General features: G+C 35.9%; 12 protein-coding genes and 1 pseudogene. 6 read left to right on the plus strand and 7 right to left on the minus strand.

What is annotated here, in order from left to right; all coding sequences use genetic code 11:
* Nucleotides 1-37 precede the first annotated feature (37 nt).
* Nucleotides 38-527 (minus strand): annotated as a pseudogene (locus tag BM084_RS09160) (BfmA/BtgA family mobilization protein).
* Between the two features lie 753 nt (nucleotides 528-1,280).
* On the opposite strand from BM084_RS09160, the gene BM084_RS09165 reads away from it, so the two are divergent.
* On the plus strand, nucleotides 1,281-2,042 hold the full coding sequence (locus tag BM084_RS09165) for a DeoR/GlpR family DNA-binding transcription regulator (protein ID WP_093304436.1): 762 nt from the start codon (nucleotides 1,281-1,283) through the stop codon (nucleotides 2,040-2,042).
* A gap of 107 nt (nucleotides 2,043-2,149) precedes the next feature.
* Here BM084_RS09165 and BM084_RS09170 read toward each other — a convergent pair whose 3' ends face one another.
* Nucleotides 2,150-3,352, minus strand: a complete 1,203-nt coding sequence (locus tag BM084_RS09170) for a porin (protein ID WP_093304439.1) — start codon at nucleotides 3,350-3,352, stop codon at nucleotides 2,150-2,152.
* Nucleotides 3,353-3,894: 542 nt separating this feature from the next.
* On the opposite strand from BM084_RS09170, the gene BM084_RS09175 reads away from it, so the two are divergent.
* From BM084_RS09175 to BM084_RS09190, 4 genes are all read left to right on the plus strand, one after another.
* On the plus strand, nucleotides 3,895-7,167 hold the full coding sequence (locus BM084_RS09175) for a SusC/RagA family TonB-linked outer membrane protein (RefSeq protein ID WP_177195683.1): 3,273 nt from the start codon (nucleotides 3,895-3,897) through the stop codon (nucleotides 7,165-7,167).
* A gap of 53 nt (nucleotides 7,168-7,220) precedes the next feature.
* Nucleotides 7,221-8,978 (plus strand): RagB/SusD family nutrient uptake outer membrane protein, encoded by a 1,758-nt coding sequence (locus BM084_RS09180; protein WP_177195684.1) that lies wholly within the window; start codon nucleotides 7,221-7,223, stop codon nucleotides 8,976-8,978.
* 121 nt (nucleotides 8,979-9,099) lie between these two features.
* Nucleotides 9,100-10,497: a sulfatase family protein gene (locus BM084_RS09185; RefSeq protein ID WP_198036132.1), complete on the plus strand. Its 1,398-nt coding sequence runs from the start codon at nucleotides 9,100-9,102 to the stop codon at nucleotides 10,495-10,497.
* A 136-nt stretch (nucleotides 10,498-10,633) separates the two neighbouring features.
* Nucleotides 10,634-11,563 carry a glycerophosphodiester phosphodiesterase family protein gene (locus BM084_RS09190; protein ID WP_075325039.1) on the plus strand — a complete coding sequence of 310 codons (930 nt, stop codon included), beginning with the start codon at nucleotides 10,634-10,636 and terminating at the stop codon, nucleotides 11,561-11,563.
* Between the two features lie 115 nt (nucleotides 11,564-11,678).
* Here the strand turns inward: BM084_RS09190 and BM084_RS09195 are convergent, their stop codons facing one another.
* The 5 genes from BM084_RS09195 to BM084_RS09215 form a co-directional block, all read right to left on the minus strand.
* Nucleotides 11,679-12,353, minus strand: coding sequence for a GDSL-type esterase/lipase family protein (locus BM084_RS09195; protein WP_075325038.1), 675 nt, complete (start codon nucleotides 12,351-12,353; stop codon nucleotides 11,679-11,681).
* A gap of 119 nt (nucleotides 12,354-12,472) precedes the next feature.
* A complete protein-coding gene (gene pafA, locus BM084_RS09200) occupies nucleotides 12,473-14,110 on the minus strand; it encodes an alkaline phosphatase PafA (protein ID WP_093304443.1) in 1,638 nt (545 codons plus the stop codon).
* Between the two features lie 34 nt (nucleotides 14,111-14,144).
* Nucleotides 14,145-14,879, minus strand: coding sequence for an MIP/aquaporin family protein (locus BM084_RS09205; RefSeq protein WP_075325036.1), 735 nt, complete (start codon nucleotides 14,877-14,879; stop codon nucleotides 14,145-14,147).
* A gap of 6 nt (nucleotides 14,880-14,885) precedes the next feature.
* A complete protein-coding gene (gene glpK / locus BM084_RS09210; protein WP_093304445.1) occupies nucleotides 14,886-16,376 on the minus strand; it encodes a glycerol kinase GlpK in 1,491 nt (496 codons plus the stop codon).
* A 2-nt stretch (nucleotides 16,377-16,378) separates the two neighbouring features.
* Entirely contained in the window at nucleotides 16,379-18,022 is a 1,644-nt protein-coding gene (locus BM084_RS09215) for a glycerol-3-phosphate dehydrogenase/oxidase (protein WP_075325034.1), read from the minus strand.
* A 364-nt stretch (nucleotides 18,023-18,386) separates the two neighbouring features.
* Here BM084_RS09215 and BM084_RS09220 point away from each other — a divergent pair, with 364 nt between their 5' ends.
* The gene (locus tag BM084_RS09220; RefSeq protein WP_093304447.1) at nucleotides 18,387-19,964 is read left to right on the plus strand and encodes a calcineurin-like phosphoesterase C-terminal domain-containing protein; all 1,578 of its coding nucleotides are present in this window, start codon (nucleotides 18,387-18,389) and stop codon (nucleotides 19,962-19,964) included.
* Nucleotides 19,965-20,079 lie beyond the last annotated feature (115 nt).

The raw sequence follows: 20,079 nt of genomic DNA on the forward strand, positions 1-20,079 counted from the left end.
ATGCACAGTATTTTCACGTTTTGAAATTATAGAGGAGCTATAAATAGCCCTGCGGTTTATGCGCTCCGGGTAATTTCAAAGCTTGTTCCTTAAGCAGCAAAAGGGAAGGCGATATCCAAGAGGTTTTAAAAGAAATAGAGCTAAAATTTTGATTGGTAAAGTAATTGTAGAAATCGGGATGAGTATTGTCTTCCTCATAGTCCCTTATTCGATTTTCGTAGTTATTTTTGGGATCTGCAGCTTCCATTAGAGATTCCAAAATGCCTAAAGTGGGGTTTACTTTATTCTTCTCTATATCTTTCAAAATTGCGATAACTGCATTTATTCTTTTTTTGACTAGGTTTTCCAGAGTCTGCATTTTTGGACCCATGAGTTCATTGGGAGAAATACTATTCAAAAAATTCGACCATCGATAATAGTGTCATTGATTGAGATTTAGATAAAGCCCGGCTGACCCTTCTAAACTTTTTGGCTACGGAAGTCTTGATCTTAAGAGTCTCGAACTTCTCTTTTTTTATATTCTTCATCCATTTTTTAGTAAAATTTCTACCATTTTTCAATGGGTTTCAAGGGTTTTTAGTAATAAAACAGCTTATTTTTAATTATGACCCTTGAATGAAATTACTTAAATAACTGATAAGCAGTTGTTTGTATTTTGAAAGGTAATTCTTAACGTGGCTCTGCCCGTTACCCTCTTGCTCTACCTTTTCGTCCCACAGGGACAAAAGCTTCGACTATTAAATTGAATTTAATACCACTTTAAATATTTAAAAACTACATCCTGTTTTTTATGATTTGAAAAGAAAAACTTTGAAGTTAATTATATCGATAGGAAAGAATTATTGAGAAGAAACTTCAATATATTTTTAATGCTGTTTTAATTTACTTTCAAAATAAATATTTCCTTTTACTGAAGAAATACGATTTCCCAGGGTGTCGTTTCCTGATTTAGGACTTGTTATTTGAACCAGCTCGTTATCGGATTATTGAAATAATGGTTTTTTTGTTTTTATTGAGATAATATCCGGTACTCCTAAAGATAGTTTTGAAGATTTAGGCTACCTAAAAGTTATTATATAGGGAGTTAAAGGAAATGAATGCACAAAATGTACAACTTTGTTAGAATTACCGAAATCGGTGAGGACGAAATACAGTGTGTCTAAATCATTCGCAGTATAATTCTTAACCTACATAGATAAAATATAAGATATATTCAATTTTGAGAGTCTAATGAAAATATCGTATTTTGCTATTATTAACTTTAGTATACGAGCAGCTCAATGGGAACAGTAGATAGGCATCAAATAATTATTGAAAAAATTAATAAAGATGGACAAGTAAAGGTTCAGGACTTATGTGATGAATTTGATGTATCTTCTGTAACAGTGCGGAAAGATTTAAAATTTCTCGAAGAAAAAGGGTTGCTTTACAGAATGCATGGGGGAGCGACACATACTAACCCTTATACTACCGATAGACATGTGAATGAAAAGGAGAAAATTCATCTTTCAGAAAAAATGGGAATTGGTGAAATTGCAGCGAAAATGGTTACTGCGAATGATTCTATCTTAATCGCTTCCGGTACTACAGTTCTGTCTTTAGCTAAGAACATAAAGCCTCTTGAAAATCTAACCGTTATAACCCCCGCTTTAAATGTAGCCCTGGAATTAAATCAACATAAAGAAATTGAAGTAATTCAACTGGGAGGTATACTTCGTAAACGCTCTTCTTCGGTGACAGGTTTATATGCTGAAAATAACCTCTCTGATTTTTCCTGTTCTAAGTTATTCCTGGGAGTTGATGGAATTGATCTGGAATTTGGACTTACTACTGCGAATATGATGGAAGCGAGACTTAATAGAGAAATGATAAAAGTATCTCAAAAAACAGTTGTGCTTGCTGATTCCACGAAGTTTGGTAAACGAGGCTTTGGTAGAATCTGTGGTTTTGATAGTATTGATGAAATTATTACTGATACCGGGATTTCTAAGTTTACAAGAGAGGCCCTGGAGGAACATGGAATTAAAATCACGATTGTTTAATATCTCATCAGTTTTCAGAATAATTTTATCTACCGCGTTTTATTGCGCGTAGCTATCACTTATTTCTCTTTTTTTTATAGAAGATGACTTTTTGTATGCTTATTACCCTAGAAATGGAAATCAATTTGAAGTCTATATAACGTTCGGTTGGTAATGCTGTGGTCCATATCGTTCAAACTAATATCAGTTTGAATTTTGAGTTTATGGTTTATGATGTATTTGGATAACCCTATGGTGTATTGATTTTCAATGTTATTTGGAAGCTGGAATTTTCGATCAATATGGGTAACTCGTCCTACCAATTCATAATTATTGTCAAGTAAATACCCAATTTGAAAGTTTATTCCGGTACCCTCGTTAACCTTATCTCCAGTTGGAGTTCCATTGGAGTTTAGCGCTATTGGACTTTCTGCATTCCTTTTAGCATACTCGCCCATAATTGATAAGCCTCTATATTTAAACATTGCATCAATAAAATAGGTGTTTATATCTGTCTCGTGGAATCCATAATCTGTACGCATATAGTTGCCCATATTAGAGCGATTTCTTACTGCATTATTGTTGTGGTCAAATGTAAATCCTACTGCAAGTTTTGGGGATTTATATCGATCTAAATCTGCCTGTTCATACGCATTAAAATTCCCGAAGGGAAATAATTCCAATCTTCCGGTGTATTGAAAACCTCCCAGATTTCCCGAAATAATATTTCGTCCTTCACCCTGAGAAAAACTTATAGCTTTTTTTATTAGAATATTTTCTCCTAGTTGATGAGAATGATGTAATTGCACACCTATATCCCGATCTATGTTGTATCGGCTATTTAAAAGAGAGCGATCTACTAATTGCAAATCTCCTGATGAAATAACCCTTTCCCTGTTACCAGGCAGTTTAGTCTGGCCAGCCCACAATACGAAATTTTTATAGAAGTTCCACTTTAGCACGGCATCCAGAATATATCGAGGAGCATTGCCTGTAAATTCATTACCTTCAGAAATATCTCTATTTGAAAGCCCTAGTTCGATTTTATATTCAAGCTTGGGAGAATATGCAAAACCTTCAAATTTTAATCTTGCTCTTCTAATTAGCATATTCGTTTCTCCAGAAGTGGAGGTGTCATCCTCCGTGAAGGTCCACCGAGAAGAAAATAGCGTCTGGAACCTAGTAGCAAATTTTAGGCTATATGAACTATCTTTCGCAACTACATTAATAAGGCCATTGCCAAAAGTGGATTCTGTAATTTCTTGCGATTTTGCAGATAATCCAAGAAAACATAATAAAACAATTGTACAACATCTTAGTTTTGGTTTCATTCTGGTTTTTTTTTATAGAATTTTAAAACTGTACTTTTTTCTTTTCAGAACTTGAATTATTTGCGGATTTTTTTTCAATTAAAGACTTGTATTCTTCCTTTTGTTTTTATTAGAGTGATTATACGTGCTACCAACTGAATAGGCCTGTTCAAATATTGCAAACCTTTTTAGAATCTTTAAGTTTTGTTAAAGAATTATCTATTTCTAAGCTATTTGGAAAGGTTTCTATATTCATTCATTAATATTTTAAATGATAAAATGGTATCAAAAATAACAAATGAAAATAAAAAATGAACTTTTTTTGGTTTTAATTTGTTTTCTTTTGTTTTTATTTTTTACATTTGATTATGTTAACCTAATGTGAATAAATGATTTAGTGGGAACATTTTCCGGTTTACGATATCGTTTTCGCCTTACGTAGTGAGGCGTAGACAAGAGTTAGCTAACATAAAATTAATAAAAGGGCAACTTTTAATTAAGGGAAGAAGTGAAAACTAAACCAAATATTTGCAAACCTAACTATGAAATATAATCCAAAAATTATGAAACAAATTTTAAAACGATTAATGTTACTAACCTTCGTTCTTGGCGGGTGGGTTATACATGCCCAGGAAAGACAGGTTTCCGGGGTGGTGTCTGATGAAATAGGGATGCCTATACCTGGTGTTACTGTTCAGGAAAAAGGAACCTCTAATGGAACCGTTACAGATTTTGATGGAGAATTTTCTCTATCAGTTTCTGATAGCAATAATACTATTTTGGTTTTTTCCTTTTTAGGTTATGAATCTAAAGAAGTTAATATTGGATCTCAAGCTACATTTAATATTACATTAGAAGAAGATTCAGAAAGTTTAGATGAGGTAGTAGTTGTGGGTTATGGAACACAAAGGGAGGAGAACCTAGTAGGTTCAGTTAGCACTGCAGATTTGGGTAATATCGAAACTCGACCATCAGCCGATATTGCAAGTTCTTTGCAAGGAGCAGTGCCGGGATTAAATATTCGTTCGGCATCCGGTGGTGATCCCTCAACAACTCCAGAGATTAATATTCGGGGTTTTAATTCTATAAATGGTGGGTCTCCGCTTGTTATAATTGACGGGATTGAAGGTGATCTCGCAAATATAAACCCTAACGACATAGAAAGCGTAACGGTATTAAAGGATGCTGGTGCAGCGGCTATTTATGGAGCAAGAGGTTCATTTGGTGTAGTCTTAATAACTACAAAATCCGGAAAAGAAGGTGAGTTTAACGTGGAATACTCTAATAATATTGGTTTTACAACAAATACTACCCGAACCGATTTCGTTACTAACCCATATACATATGCTAAATGGGTTGACGATGCTATAGGTTCTTATCATAGTGGCTGTTACGTTTGTTATGAAGACGAAGATTGGGAGATTGCTCAACAAGTGGGGAATGGTGAGCGTGAACCTTTTTATGAACAACAACCTGACGGGACCTATAAATTCTTTGGAAACACAGATTTTTACGATGTCTTATTTAAAGATCGTAGATCCCACCAGATAAATAACATTTCTGTTTCGGGTGGTTCTGAAAAATTACGAGGAGTGATTTCTGGAAGAACCTATGAAAGAGAAAAAATTCAAAATATCCAGGATGCGGAAATGAAACGGTACAATCTCCAGCTTAAATTGACTGCTAAGCCTTATAAGTGGTTAGAATTAAATGCTTTGAGTAGGTTTAGTAGCAGGTATGATGAACAATATGCCGGAACGAAAAATGGTTGGGGCGATGAATTTGGGGTTAGTAAATGGAGAGATCTTTTCCCTAACCATCCTGCTTTTGTTGATGGGTATGGTGTTAGTGTAGGTCGTACCGGAAATGGTTATGTTGGTCGGCTGGGTGCTTTAAAAGAAGGAGCGGCTCATCGTCAATGGACGTATGAAAATCAAACGAATACTCTGGGGGCTGAAATAAAGCCACTCAAAGGCTTAGTGCTTAATATGAATTATAACTATAGCATTGATAGAACAGATAGAACATTTAATTATAAACCGTTTAGTTATCTCTCTGGAAATAAACTCGAGCTATTAGAAAACGAAGGTTTAAATCGACATAATGAATATCGTTGGAAAGATTATTATACGGCGATCAATATTTACGGAACCTATACCACTGAAATCGCTGATAAACATAATTTTAAGGTAATGCTTGGTTTTAACCAGGAAGAGTTTGACCGCGATAGAGTGGGAATGAGGATAGAGGATTTGCTAACAAGGGATAAAGCTAATATATCTTTTGGAACCGAAATGTTGGATATGGAAGGTTCTACCCTGGAATGGGCTATTCAAGGTTACTTTGGACGTTTTAATTATGATTATGACGGTAAATACCTTTTGGAAGTTAATGCGCGTTATGATGGTTCATCCCGTTTTCCTGAAGAGAATAGATGGGGGTTATTTCCATCTATAGCTGGTGGGTGGATTATTGATAAAGAAGACTTTTGGACGCCTTCCCTGGAAAATGTCATCTCTTCTTTAAAGCTAAAAGCCTCTTATGGTAAGCTGGGAAATCAAAGCGTAGGGGTAAATACCTTTAGACAATTAATTGGAATGGGGAGAACAACCTGGTTGTTCAATGGTGAACAGAGTAATTATGCCAGAGTACCTTCACCACTGCCGGCTAATATTGGATGGGAAAAAATAACCTCTACAAATGTTGGATTAAATATGGGATTCTTCGAGGATAAATTAACGACCTCTCTTGAAGTTTACGAACGTAATACCCGAGATATGTATTTACCTGGTCAACCGCTTCCAGCCGTTTTTGGAGCATCGGAACCTAGACGAAATTATGCTGCCATGCGGAATAGAGGTTTTGAAGTAACCCTGGGATATAATGATGAGTTTATGGTTTTAGGTTCTGAGTTATCTCTAAGTGCTCAAGCAAATGTGTCTAATAATACAGCAGAAATAACAAAATTTGATAATCCAAATGGTTTATTAAGTACTTTTTATGAAGGACAGCGAATAGGCGAAATATGGGGTTACCGTATAGATGGTCAGTTCCAGTCAGATGAGGAGGCTGCTGCCTTTCAAAGTGAATACGGAAGAGATAACCTGTTTAGAGTTTATAGAGGAATATTGGATTACGGATCAAATAGTGACTGGAACCTATTGCGCGGAGGAGATCTTAGGTATGTAGATGTTGATGGTGATGGAAGTATAGACAATGGTAATAATACCCTGGAAGATCATGGGGACCTGGTTCCGATTGGAAATGCTTTACCTCAATTTCCTTTTGGTTTTAATATAAGTGCGACATGGAAGAATATTGACCTAACGGTTATAGGACAGGGAGTTGCAAAACAAGATTGGTATCCTAACGGGCCTTTATATTGGGCAACTTTCCATAGGCCTTATACATCTTTTATCAGAAAAGATTTATTAAACCAGGTATGGGATCCAGCACATCCTAACGATCCAAACAGAATATTTCCACAAAGACAAAGAGCATATAATGCTTTAAGTAATGGTCGTATGTCTTATAATTATAATGACCACTTTTTAACCAATATTGGTTATTTAAGAATTAAAAACCTAACCCTGGGATACACCATTCCGCCAACTTTTACTAAAAAGATTAATGTAAAGAGACTAAGAGTTTTTCTTAGTGGAGAAAATATATTTACATGGAGTTTTGGAGGTTTGACGAAATATCTGGATCCGGAAGAGGTGGGAGCTCACGTAAGTTATTCCAATCCAAATAGCGTGAGTGGAAGATCAGCAACGGATACCCAATTGTATCCTATGGGTAAAACCTTTTCGGCAGGCCTACAAATCAACCTATAATTTTCCCTTTGGGATAGAAGGTTAATAAAATATATAAATCAACAATGTTCAAAATGAAAAAAATAGATATACAGAAAAAGATAGTTCGTGTATCGTCGCTAGTAGCTTTATCGCTTTTTTTGATAAGCTGTGACGCTGATATACTAGACCAACCACCAGGGGATGCAGTAACTTCAGACGAGTTTTTCAATACAGGTGCTGACCTGGAAGCATATACCAATGACTTATATGATGTATTGCCGAGTACATCCGTGTACATGGACGATTCGGATTCAGATAATATTTTAGGTGTAAGTGCAGGAGATAGGCTTAGAGGGACTCGAAGAGTTCCAACTGACCGTGGGAGCGGAGGATGGTCCTGGGGTTATTTGCGTAGGATTAACTATTTTCTAGAAAATTACGATAGGGTAGATGATGCCGAAGCTACGGCGAAATATTCCGGAATTGCAAAATTTTTCAGAGCTTACTTTTATTTCGAAAAAGTGCAACGATTTGGTGATGTGCCCTGGTATAGTGAAGTAATTAACCAGGATGACGAGGAACTATTATTAAAAGCAAGAGATTCCAGAGAATTAGTAATGGATTCCATTATGGCTGATATTGATTATGCCATTGAAAATATACCTGCTGAGAAAGAATTAAATCGAATAACAAAATATACAGCATTAATTTTAAAAGCTCGTATCGCCCTATTCGAAGGAACATATAGAAAATATCATGGAATGGATGATTATGAAAGGTTTCTGTCGGAAGCAGCTTCCGCGGCAAAGCAGTTGATGGATTCGGGTGCATATGAACTTTATACAAGTGGGGGGGAGGACCAGGCATACCTGGATTTATTCGCAATGGAAGACCAAAACATGACGGAAACTATTTTAGCAGTAGATTATGAATTTGGATTAAGAACTCATGATCTTGCTTATCGCATGACTGCTCCTACCCAGGGAAGATGGGGGTTATCCAAAGATTTGGTGAATAGCTATTTAATGGCTGATGGCACTCCATTTACTGATCAACCCGGGTTTAACACTATGGAGTTTTATGAGGAGATGCAAAACCGAGACCCTAGATTAACCCAAACTACAGCAGGACCTGACTTTTCTACCTATGGCTCAGAGGAACGTGAGCCAGTTAATTTAGATATAACAAGGACGGGTTATAGAGTAATAAAAGCCCTTCCACCAAAAGGACCACAGTGGGGATCGGGAGGATCATTTAATGACCTTATACTTTTCCGATATGCGGAAGCCTTGTTGATTTATGCTGAAGCAAAAGCAGAGCTGGGTACATTAACTCAGGGTGATCTTGATATTTCAATAAATAAATTAAGAGATCGTGTAGGTTTACCACATTTAAATATGGCCGAAGCTAATGCTAACCCCGATCCTTATCAGGATAGTCTTTATGAGAATGTAGAAGGACCAAATAAAGGGGTGATCCTGGAGATTCGTCGTGAACGAAGAGTGGAGATGGTTAATGAAGGTTTACGATGGGATGATCTTATGAGATGGAAAGAAGGACAAAAAATTGAGGATCCTATTGAAGGAATATACTTTTCGGAATTAGGAGCTCACGATTTTAATAATGATGGTAATTATGATGTATATGTTCACGATGGGGATGCCTCTGGTGCACCAGACGAAGTAACCACAACGATAAATATAAATGAAAGACAACTTACAGAAGGTACCTCTGGAAATTTACTGCTATTCGAAGGTGGGAATTTTGACGAAACCAGGGATTATCTTTACCCCTTACCGCTGGAAGATTTAGAACTGAATGAAAATTTAGAGCAAAACCCTGGCTGGTAAGTGCAGTTGCAATATTCAAAATAATAAAAGTTTATCATTTGAACTGATTAATTATTATAGGAATTGATTAGCCAAAACCTGCCGTTTCTTTCTCGGCAGGTTTAATTTTAATTAGAGAAATTTGGTAAAAATAGGACAAATAATTAAAATCATTAACCGAACTGTAACTTCAAAAAAAATCCTTTTTCTATTTTTTCTTGTGGGAATTCAGGGCTTATTATTAGGACAGGAAAAACCTCCCAATGTAATTGTGATATTTGTAGATGACCTGGGATATGGCGATCTCAGTTCATTTGGTCATCCCACCATTAGAACGCCACATATAGATCAAATGGCGCAGGAAGGGGTGAAGCTCACTCAGTTTTATGTAGGGGCTAGCATATGTACCCCAAGTAGAGCTGCTTTATTAACCGGCAGGCTACCTATACGTAGTGGTATGGCTGGCTCCAAAAATAGTGGAAACGTTCTCTATCCAAGATCTACAGGAGGGTTGCCACAATCGGAAAAAACAATAGCAGAAGCAGTTAAAGAGAAAAATTATACTACCGGAATTATTGGTAAGTGGCATTTAGGACATTTACCTGAGTATTTACCATTAAATCACGGATTTGATTATTATTTTGGAATCCCTTACTCTAATGATATGCTCCCTCCACGTTATAAAAAAGCTCCTAAATTACCACTTTATGAGAATGAAGAGATTATAGAACACGATCCTAACCAGAAGCTATTAACCAAAAGGTATACTGAAAAAGCTATTGATTTTATAGAAGCTAACAGGGATAATCCATTCTTTTTATACTATCCAAATAATTTTCCTCATACTCCATTACATGTTTCGGATGATTTTGAAAATAGAAGTAAAAGGGGATTATATGGAGATGTAGTAGAGGAAATCGACTGGAGTGTGGGAGAAATACTAAAAACTCTGAAGGACTTAAATATTGACGAAAACACTTTTGTGGTTTTTACTAGTGATAACGGTCCCTGGCTTAAAAGAGGGAAAAAAGGAGGTTCTGCCGGACTACTTTATGAAGGTAAAGCTTCTACTTATGAAGGAGGGTTTCGAGTCCCTGCTGTGGTTAGATGGCCAGGAAAGATTCCTGCAAATCAAACCTTTGATGCAATTACCACTGCGATGGACCTGTATCCAACGATTTTAAATCTTATGGGCTCGCCATTGCCTGATGATCTTACTTTAGATGGTGTAGACCTTATGCCATTGTTAAGCGGAGAAAAAAAGAAGGTCAATGACGTTGTTTATTATTATTTAAGAGATGAGTTGTATGCAATAAGAAAGGGTAGCTGGAAAGCTCATTTTATAACTAAGCCTTCCTATTCCAAGGAGAAACCAAAAATTCACAAAACTCCTAAATTGTTTAATATTGATGTCGATCCTTCGGAAAAATATGAAATTGGAGAACATCACCCTGAAATCATTGAAGAAATAAAAGATATCTATAAAGAACATCAAAAGACTATAAAACCAGTTAAATCCCAATTAGATTTAGGGTATTAAAAGTGAAGAATTAATCTTTATAGCTATTTACAAAATAACCATCAATATTCCGATTCAGTAAAATTCTTTTAATTAGCCTTAACCTGTTAGAATGTGAAATTTGACAAAATTATATTAACCAAAATTTATATGAAAAATGAAAGGAATTAGATTACTAGTATGTTTATCTCTTATCGCTTCACTTAGTTGTAAGAATAACCGTGAAAATAACCAGGATGATAACTCAAGAAAGGATAATCCAGGGTCTAAAAAAGTGCAAGTGCAAGGTCATAGAGGGGATAGGGGTAATTTACCTGAGAACTCTATTCCTGCTTTTTTAAGTGCAGTAGAGAAAGGTGCTGACGTTCTGGAACTGGATGTTGTCGTCTCTCAGGATAAAAAAATAGTTGTTTCGCATGAACCCGTTATGTTAGCCTTGTATATGCTAACCCCAGATGGAGATAGTATAGCTAAAGAAAATGAGAAAAATTATAACCTTTATAAGATGGATTATGATAGTATTCGAAAGTTCGACAGTGGATCGAAAAAAAACCGTTTATTTCCTAATCAACAACCTCAAAAAACCTATAAACCTTTATTGAGTGAGGTTATTGATACTGTAGAGAATTATATTCAGGTTAATGATTTAGATGAGGTTAAATATAATATCGAAATCAAATCCTCTGAAAAGAATTATGGAATTTTTCAGCCGGAACCAGCTGATTTTGTCGATCTGGTGATGAATATAATTGAAGAAAAAGGCATTAAAAATAAGGTGAACCTACAATCATTCGATGTCAATATTTTACAAATTTTAAATGAGAAATATCCGGATATTGAAGTTGCGTATTTAGTATCCAAAGAAAGTATAAATAAGAATTTAGAGAAACTTGGATTCATACCAGATATTTACAGCCCTAATTACAAGCTCTTAAAGAATAAAGAAGTAGTAGATTCTATTAAAGAAAGAAATATGGATTTAATTCCCTGGACGGTAAATGAAGAGGAAGCTATAAATAAGATGTTGGAACTCAAAGTTGATGGTATTATTACTGATTATCCGGAAAGAGTGTTAAATAAAATATAGGTGTTATATTATTAAAATTGTTGATCTCTATTACAAAAAGAGAGGGTTTTGGCCCTCTCTTTTTTTATATTCCTGAATAAGTTTTATGCTCTATAAATTACCTTTATTAAGTAGTTTAATTTAAATAGGGTTTAAGGATCTTAGCCCAGTTTTTATAGGCATGTGCGTTTAAATGCAGGCCTTCCTCCGTAAACTTTCTACTTAACCGATTTTCTTTGTCTAGGAAATGTGGATGAATATCAATAAAGTTAACATCATAGGTTTTCGATAAGTTTTTCAATTCTTTATTTATGGCCAGTATATGTTCATCTTTATTATAATGGTTTTTATATCGTGTAAAGGTATTGTTGACTGGCAGAATACTCTGAATAAATACTTCAGTATTAGGACTTCCTTCTTTAATCCTACTGATTATTTTTTCATAGTTAGAAATGATCAATTCATCAGGATAATTTCTCGCAATATCATTTATACCTATAAGAATAAAAACCTTTGAAGGTTCGCCTTCAATAACTTCATCCAGTCTTTCCAATATACCGAAGGTGGTGTCCCCGGAAATACCACGATTTCTCGCATTCGGTAAACCGAGTAATTCATTCCAATTAGTCCCTGCTGTAATACTATTGCCAAGGAATATTATATCCTCATTAGAATCAGGATAGCCTTGAAATTGATTTACCTGGATGTGGTAATTTCGCGGTCTATGCAAACTGTCTACCTCAATAGTTTGGGAAACCAGCGAGGTGGTAGTAACTAGTAGAATTACAAGTAAAAAGTTAGTAAGTTTCATTATTCAAATTTTAAAAGTAAATTTTATTTGGATTTTTTCCCTCTTTCCTGAACTCCTCCCTCGGGGAGATTCCGTGTTAAATATTTTAGAGAGTGTTATTCCAATCGATATATTTAAGCTTACTGATCTAACATCATGTACAGAGGTGCTCCACTAGCTCCACTAGGGAAAGCAATGCCCAATAGGCTGGCTACAGTTGGTGCAATATCAGGGATTTCAGAGCGCTCTGTAGTACTTCCTGGCTTTACTCCTGCGCCGAAAAAGATGAGTGGAGCATGGGTGTCATATGTAAGACCGCTGCCATGAGTAGATCCGGTTTTAGAATATACAATAGTAGCAGGATTCAAGACAAAAACCACATCCCCGCTGCGTTTTTGATTAAACCCATTTTGAAGTAATTCCCTAATACCACTGCTAAAGTTAGCGCCAGTAAGTTGACTACGTGTAACTACCTTATCAATCTGAGTCTGTTGAATACAATAGAAAGCCACAGAGTTCTCCAGCTCTTCAACACCGATATTTGCGTCTTTGAGCTTTTCATAATTAAAAAATATCTGTCCATTGGAAATATTCTGAATTAAATCTTCTTCATTGAATTCATTAAACACGTATTCTTCCAGGTCCTTTGTAAATTGGATATCATCAAAATATCCACCTGGAATCTTTACCGATTGTAAATAAGATGGAACATCTACAGCTCCATGGTCTGCAGTAAGAAATATCGTGTACTCTCCTTTACCAACATAGTTATCGAGGAATTCTAACAGTTTTGCTATATTTTTATCCAAACGTAAATAGGTGTCTTCTACTTCTTTAGAGTTTACACCAAAATTATGGCCAACATAGTCTGTGCTGGAAAAGCTCAATGTTAAAAAATCTGTGATGTTATCCTGGCCAAGATTTTCTCCTTTTAAGGCTGCCAGAGCAAAATCAGTAGTTAAATCATTGCCAAAAGGTGTAGAACTAATGATACCAAAATCACCATTTTTTCCGCTTAACGATTTTAAATCGTAGGGAAAAGTGGCTGTTTCCTTTCCTGTAAATCCGCGTTCAAAATCGTTCTCGTCTATTCCACTTGCCGTATAAGTTTCAATATCGTAAAGTGTCTTCCATTCTTTTAGGTAGGATTCAACCTTTCCTGAGTTGTTGAAATCCTGGACCCATTTTGGTAAATCAACCCTGTAGAATGAACTTGTGATAAACTTTCCTTCATTTCCTCCGTAAAACCAATAAGCTGCATTAGCGGTATGCCCGGCTGGCAAAATTGAGCCTCGATCTTTTAACGCCACACCTATAGTTTTACCCTTCATTTGGGTATGTAATCTGTTTTGATCGCTTACAGTGGTGGTTTTGAGTAATACCGGTGACATTTTTCCGGCCTTTGAATTGGTTCCTACCGGGGATACGGAATCATCATCAGTACAATACACAGATTCTCCCTTTACTTTATCAAACCAATTATTGCCAATAATACCATGATTCATAGGGGTTGTACCTGTCCATACTGAAGCATGGCCCGGCCCAGTATAGGTTGGCACATAATTAAAATGATGATTTTTAAAATTATATCCTTCTGTGACAAGACGTTTAAATCCGTCGTCTTCAAAACGGTCCCAAAAGCGGGTAAGATAGTCGTATCGCATTTGATCCACCACAATACCTACTACGAGTTTTGGTTTTTGTGGTTCTTCTTGCTTTTGAGCGTAGTTTTTTGAAATAAATAAGAGACAAATTATTAAAAGATATTTAGCTTTCATGGATAGGGCTTTAATAAAAAATTGATAGATGAATTTAAATATTTAAAAGAAGATATATGGCCGCTGCTATAGTGGCACCAATTAAAGGACCTATAATTGGTATCCAGGAGTAATTCCAATCGCTTTCGCATTTATTTTTTATAGGAACCAGAGAATGAATAATTCTGGGACCTAGATCCCTGGCAGGATTGATAGCATAACCGGTAGTTCCTCCTAAAGAAAGACCGATAGCCCATACTAAAAAAGCAACTGGTATGGCACCCAGAGAACCCATACCTATAGGAGTTTCACTTTCATTTCCCATTACAGGATTTGTTACATAGAAAATAACGAATATTAAGGTAAAGGTTCCAATAATTTCACTTAGTAAATTTGAAAATTTATTTCTAATAGCAGGGGCTGTACTGAACGCAGCTAAATGTAATGCAGAATTACTGGTGCAATTAAAATGTTCGCGATAAATGGCCCAAACTAGAAAACTTCCAGCCATTGCACCTAACATTTGTGCACCTATAAATATAGGTACTTTAGTCCAGGGGAATTCTCCAGCTATGGATAATCCTAAAGTTACTGCAGGATTAATATGTGCGCCACTATAAGGTGCGGCGATCACTACACCTGTAAAAACCGCCAACGCCCAGCCGGTGGTAATTACTATCCAACCCCCATTATTTCCTTTCGTTCCTTTTAAAACCACGTTGGCAACCACACCATTCCCCATTAATATTAAAAACATGGTACCGATAAATTCAGCGGTAAATTCATTCATGATATTTTAGTTTTTAGACCAACAATTAGTGGTGTTTATAGCACGTTGCCAACCCTCTAGCATTTCTTTCAAGGGGATTTTATCATTAGGGTTAAAACTTTCCATAACTTTCCATTTTGCTTTTATTTCTTCTATATCTTTCCATATTCCTGCACCTAATCCGGCTAAATAAGCTGCTCCCAAAGCGGTAGTTTCCGTGATTTCAGGCCGTAAGATACGAGTATTCAGAATGTCCGCCTGGATTTGCATCAAAAGGGAATTCACCGTAGCCCCGCCATCTACCCTTAATTCTTTAATACTTATTTTGCTATCAGCTTCCATAGCTTTTACTACATCATAGGTTTGGTATGCTATGCTTTCCAAGGCAGCCCTGGCAATGTGACTTTGGTTGCTTCCCCTGGTAATTCCTACAATAGTACCCCTAGCGTGCTGATTCCAGTGAGGAGCGCCTAAACCTGCAAAGGCGGGTACAAGATAAAGTCCATCAGTAGTTTCTACTTTTGCAGCTAATGCTTCTATTTCTGAAGCAGATGAAATTAATCCCATTCCATCCCGTAACCATTGTACTACAGCCCCAGCAATGAAGATGCTTCCTTCAAAAGCATAATTTATTTTATCCCCTATTTTCCAGGCAATAGTTGTAACCAATTTGTTTTTTGAAATTATGGGTTTATCACCAATATTCATTAAAAGAAAACATCCAGTACCATAGGTGTTTTTTGCCATTCCTTTTTCGGTACACATTTGTCCAAATAGAGCGGCGTGCTGATCACCTGCAATTCCGGTTATGGGAATTTTTTTCGAAAAAATCTCTCCTGAAGTCATAGATAGATCTCCACTGGAATCACAAACTCTGGGAAGCATGCTTTTTGGAATTTTAAACAAAGCTAATAGTTCCTCGTCCCATTCTAAGGTATGAATATTATAGAGTAAGGTTCGAGAAGCGTTTGTTACATCCGTTATATGGTCTTTACCATTACTTAAATTCCAAACCAGCCAGGAATCAATAGTTCCTAAGGCCAGTTTTCCTGCTTTGGCTTTTTCTTTAGCCCCTACAACGTTTTCGAGTATCCACCTGACTTTGGTAGCGAGAAAATAAGCATCTAAAACTAAACCGGTTTTTTCTCTTACCATCTCTTCGTGTCCCTCTTTTTTCAAAAAATCGCAATAGTCAGAGGTCCTACGATCTTGCCAAACTATGGCGTTATATACTGGTTCTCCTGTTTCACGATCCCATACCACCGTGGTTTCTCTTTGGTTGGTGATTCCTATTGCCTGAATATCATCTGACTTAAGTTTAGCTTTGGAAACTACTTCCGCAGCGACACTGATCTGGGAAGACCAAATTTCTCCTGGATCATGTTCAACCCAGCCAGGTTTTGGAAATATTTGCTCAAATTCTTTCTGCGCAACAGAAACCGGGCTTCCATTTTTATTGAATATAATAGCCCTGGAGCTCGTGGTTCCCTGGTCAAATGATAGTATATACTTTTCCATAATTATTTGGTTTCTATTTCTTGGGATTTTCTATTTACTGGGTTATAAGGTTCGGGTAAGTAATTTTGTGCCATTTTAATGAAATTTTTTATCTGGTGATTTTGCCAGGAAGAATCTTTTCCTAAAACATCAGCCATGATTATTGCCGTTTCTTCAGCTGCATCAATAGCTGCTCTTGCATCCAAAAATAACAAACGCGTTCTTCTGGCTAAAAAATCTTCTATTGTTCTGGCCATCTCATACTTTGCCGCCCATACCACTTCAGCTTTCAGAACTGGAAATTCTGGGTTAAGTCGTTCCTGTAGTTTTGGATTCTCCTCGGCTAATTTCATAATTAAGTCTGCATCACTACCGTAAATATCTAGATGATTCCCCGTTACTTTCTGGGTAGCACCGTGTATTTTTAAATGATCAGTTTTACTGGGTGATTTTTTCAAATTCCCCGTTTCAATAGCGAAATCAACGGTGTCTTCAGCCATTTTACGATAGGTAGTCCATTTTCCCCCGGTAATCGTTATAAGGTTAGATCTGGAAACCGTTAGTTTATGATCTCTGGAAATTTCTTTAGTTCCTTTGTCTTTATTAGGCTGCACTAATGGTCTCAAACCCGCAAACACACTTAAAATATCTTTCTTAGATGGTTTCCTGGTTAGGTATTCTTCAAGATTGTTTAATATAAAGTCTATTTCACTATCAAGGGCACTTGGTTCCAAAAGGTGCTGTTCTACAGGGGTGTCGGTAGTTCCTACAAGAAGATGGTCGTGCCACGGTAGTGCAAACAATACTCTTCCATCTGAAGTTGAAGGAATCATTAGCGCGTGATCACTTTTCATAAAAGATTTATCTAACACTAAATGAATTCCCTGGCTTGCCTTAACTAACGGGATTTTCGAAGAATCATTCATCTTAAGAATGTTATCTACAAAAACCCCCGTGGCATTGATGACAACTTTCGATTTAAAATTATACACGTTGCCGCTTTCGATATCTTTTGCTTTTACACCCGTTATTTTTTTGTTTTCATCCTTGCTAAGTTCGGTTACTTCAAAGTAATTAAGAAGATTGGCCCCCTGCTCAGCTGCACTTTGGGCTAAATTTATTGCAAGACGTGTATCGTCAAACTGCCCATCGAAATAAAGAACTCCTCCATTAAGGTTTTTTTTATTTATGTTTGGTAAATGGCTTAAAGTTTCCTCTCTGTTCAAGAATTTAGTTTTTTGAAATCTTAAACTTTTTGCCATCCAATCATAAATCTTTAAGCCAATTCCATAATAATACTTGTCCCAGGCTTTATAGCTTGGAATTATAAAAGGTAGCATTTTTACAAGATGAGGTGCATTTTTAATCATTAGCCCTCTCTCTTTCAGGGCATCCATAACTAAGCCTAAGTTTCCCTGCGCTAGATATCTTACTCCTCCATGTACAAGCTTTGTGCTTCTACTCGACGTCCCATTTGCGAAGTCTGCCTGCTCTAAAAGTAATGTTTTAAGGCCTCTTGAGCTGGCATCCAGAGCTGTCCCCAGTCCTGTTGCCCCTCCGCCAATAATTATTACATCCCAAATTTTAGAAAGGTCTAATTTAGAAAGTATGTGATCTCTTTTAAAAGAATCATTATCCGAATTCTCACGAGTATTTGTTTTTTTCATTCTATTTTGACTAATATTCTGTTTCAAATATATTATCAAAATGAAACTAAAACAAACAAAAAGTAATTTTTTATACTTATTTTTGATTTTAAATTATTTTGTTTGTTTATTTGATGTAGTAAGAATTTGACAAATAGACCCAAAAACAATGATATGATAAGAATTAATTCGTTTTATATGCTGGATAAATCCTGACCTCCAAATGAAACTACTGAAACCTCCTAAGCTGAAATCTAAGAGAGAAAATATCTGGAGACATCTTAGGTATGACATACATTCATTAGAAGATATAACCTTTTGATTACGTTTTATAAATAATAGCTTTCAATTTAAAACTGAAATTTACACCTCAAAATAGATTAGCATGAAGATTTTTAAACTTATTACTTATTTATTAATTACAATCCCTGGGTTGGTAATAGCGCAAAACGCAACAGGCACTATCTTCGAAGATAAAAACGGTAACGGAAAGCTGGATTCCAATGAAGCAGGAATACCAAATGTTGCCGTAACCAATGGCGAAAATGTAGTGCTTACAGACAAAAAGGGAAAATATAAATTACAGGCCTCCAACGATTTTATCATTTCCGTAATCAAACCTTCTGGATATGATTATCCAGTAAACGAAAATAATTTACCTCTATTTTATTATAACCATAAACCCAAGGGCTCACCAGATCTAAAATATGAAGGGGTTGAAGCTACGAGTGATTTACCGAGGAAATTGGATTTCCCTTTAATTAAAAACGACGATGAAAAAGAAAATTTTTCAGCTTTGATATTTGGGGACCCCCAGGTGTATAATGAAGATCAAGTGAGTTATTTTGAAAAAGGTCTGGTTTCCCAGGTAAATAAAAATGAAAATATATTATTTGGAATTTCGCTGGGAGACCTTGTAGGAAATAATTTAGATTTATTTAATCCATATATCCAGGTAATAAAAAAAATAGAACTACCGTGGTATAATGTTTTGGGTAATCACGATCTCAATTTTGATGTGGATAGGGATGAGCATAGTGATGAAACTTTTGAAAAGTTTTTCGGTCCTTCTAATTATGCTTTTAATTATGGTAAGGTACATTTTATTGTCCTGGATGATATATTATACCCGGATCCGCGGGATAATAAAGGATATTGGGGAGGTTTTAGGGAAGACCAACTTAACTTTATTGAAAACGACTTAAAACATGTTCCCAAAGATCATTTAATTGTTCTGTCTTTCCATATTCCATTAAGCGAACCTAATGGAGACGCTTTTAGGAATGAGGATAGGCAACGACTGTTTGAAATATTAAAAGATTTCCCAAATACTCTTTCTCTCTCGGCACATACCCATATTCAGAAACAGGATTTCTTTAATAAAGATGACGGCTGGCACGGAGAAAACCCCCATCACCATTTTAACGTGGGAACAACTAGTGGGGATTGGTATTCCGGTAAACTCAATGATAATGGTATTCCAGTATCAACTATGCGTGACGGGACACCTAAGGGGTATGCAGTTATAAATTTTAAGGATAATAAATACACCATAGATTACCAGGTTGCAGGTGAGTCCAAAGATTATAAAATGCAGATATTTTCGCCTAGAGTAGTGGCTAAGGACCAAAATACCAAGGCAGGTATTTATGTTAATTATTTTATGGGAAGCGAAAATGATAAAGTTGAATACCGAATTGATGACGGATCGTGGTCAGTTATGAAATATGTAGAAGATTATGATCCATCTTACGTAGCTATGGTTTATGAATGGGATTTAACCGAAGAATTGTTTTCCGGTAGACGACCATCTAATCCTATTAAAAGTAAACACCTATGGCGTGCAAAGATTCCAACGAAATTAGCTGAAGGAGTTCATACTATTGAAGTAAAAGTTGAAGATATGTTTGGAAGAATATTTACGCAGACCCACGAGTACAGGATTGTTCCACAAGATAAATAGTAGATTAATTTATCCATTAAAATTTATAGTTGAGAATGCCCATCCTCATACGATGAGCATTTTCTTTTTGATATGGATTCCTAAAAATTTACTTCAGAAATTAAATTTTGTTTCT

Source organism: Salegentibacter agarivorans, from assembly GCF_900113135.1.
Classification (GTDB): domain Bacteria; phylum Bacteroidota; class Bacteroidia; order Flavobacteriales; family Flavobacteriaceae; genus Salegentibacter; species Salegentibacter agarivorans.

Excerpts from the sequence above, each read along its gene's own strand:
- pafA (WP_093304443.1), bottom strand. The coding sequence starts at position 14,110 with ATGAAAGCTAAATATCTTTTAATAATTTGTCTCTTATTTATTTCAAAA.
- BM084_RS09175 (WP_177195683.1), top strand. The coding sequence starts at position 3,895 with ATGAAACAAATTTTAAAACGATTAATGTTACTAACCTTCGTTCTTGGC.
- BM084_RS09215 (WP_075325034.1), bottom strand. The coding sequence starts at position 18,022 with ATGAAAAAAACAAATACTCGTGAGAATTCGGATAATGATTCTTTTAAA.
- BM084_RS09165 (WP_093304436.1), top strand. The coding sequence starts at position 1,281 with ATGGGAACAGTAGATAGGCATCAAATAATTATTGAAAAAATTAATAAA.
- BM084_RS09195 (WP_075325038.1), bottom strand. The coding sequence starts at position 12,353 with ATGAAACTTACTAACTTTTTACTTGTAATTCTACTAGTTACTACCACC.
- BM084_RS09220 (WP_093304447.1), top strand. The coding sequence starts at position 18,387 with ATGAAGATTTTTAAACTTATTACTTATTTATTAATTACAATCCCTGGG.
- BM084_RS09170 (WP_093304439.1), bottom strand. The coding sequence starts at position 3,352 with ATGAAACCAAAACTAAGATGTTGTACAATTGTTTTATTATGTTTTCTT.
- BM084_RS09190 (WP_075325039.1), top strand. The coding sequence starts at position 10,634 with ATGAAAGGAATTAGATTACTAGTATGTTTATCTCTTATCGCTTCACTT.
- BM084_RS09180 (WP_177195684.1), top strand. The coding sequence starts at position 7,221 with ATGAAAAAAATAGATATACAGAAAAAGATAGTTCGTGTATCGTCGCTA.
- glpK (WP_093304445.1), bottom strand. The coding sequence starts at position 16,376 with ATGGAAAAGTATATACTATCATTTGACCAGGGAACCACGAGCTCCAGG.
- BM084_RS09205 (WP_075325036.1), bottom strand. The coding sequence starts at position 14,879 with ATGAATGAATTTACCGCTGAATTTATCGGTACCATGTTTTTAATATTA.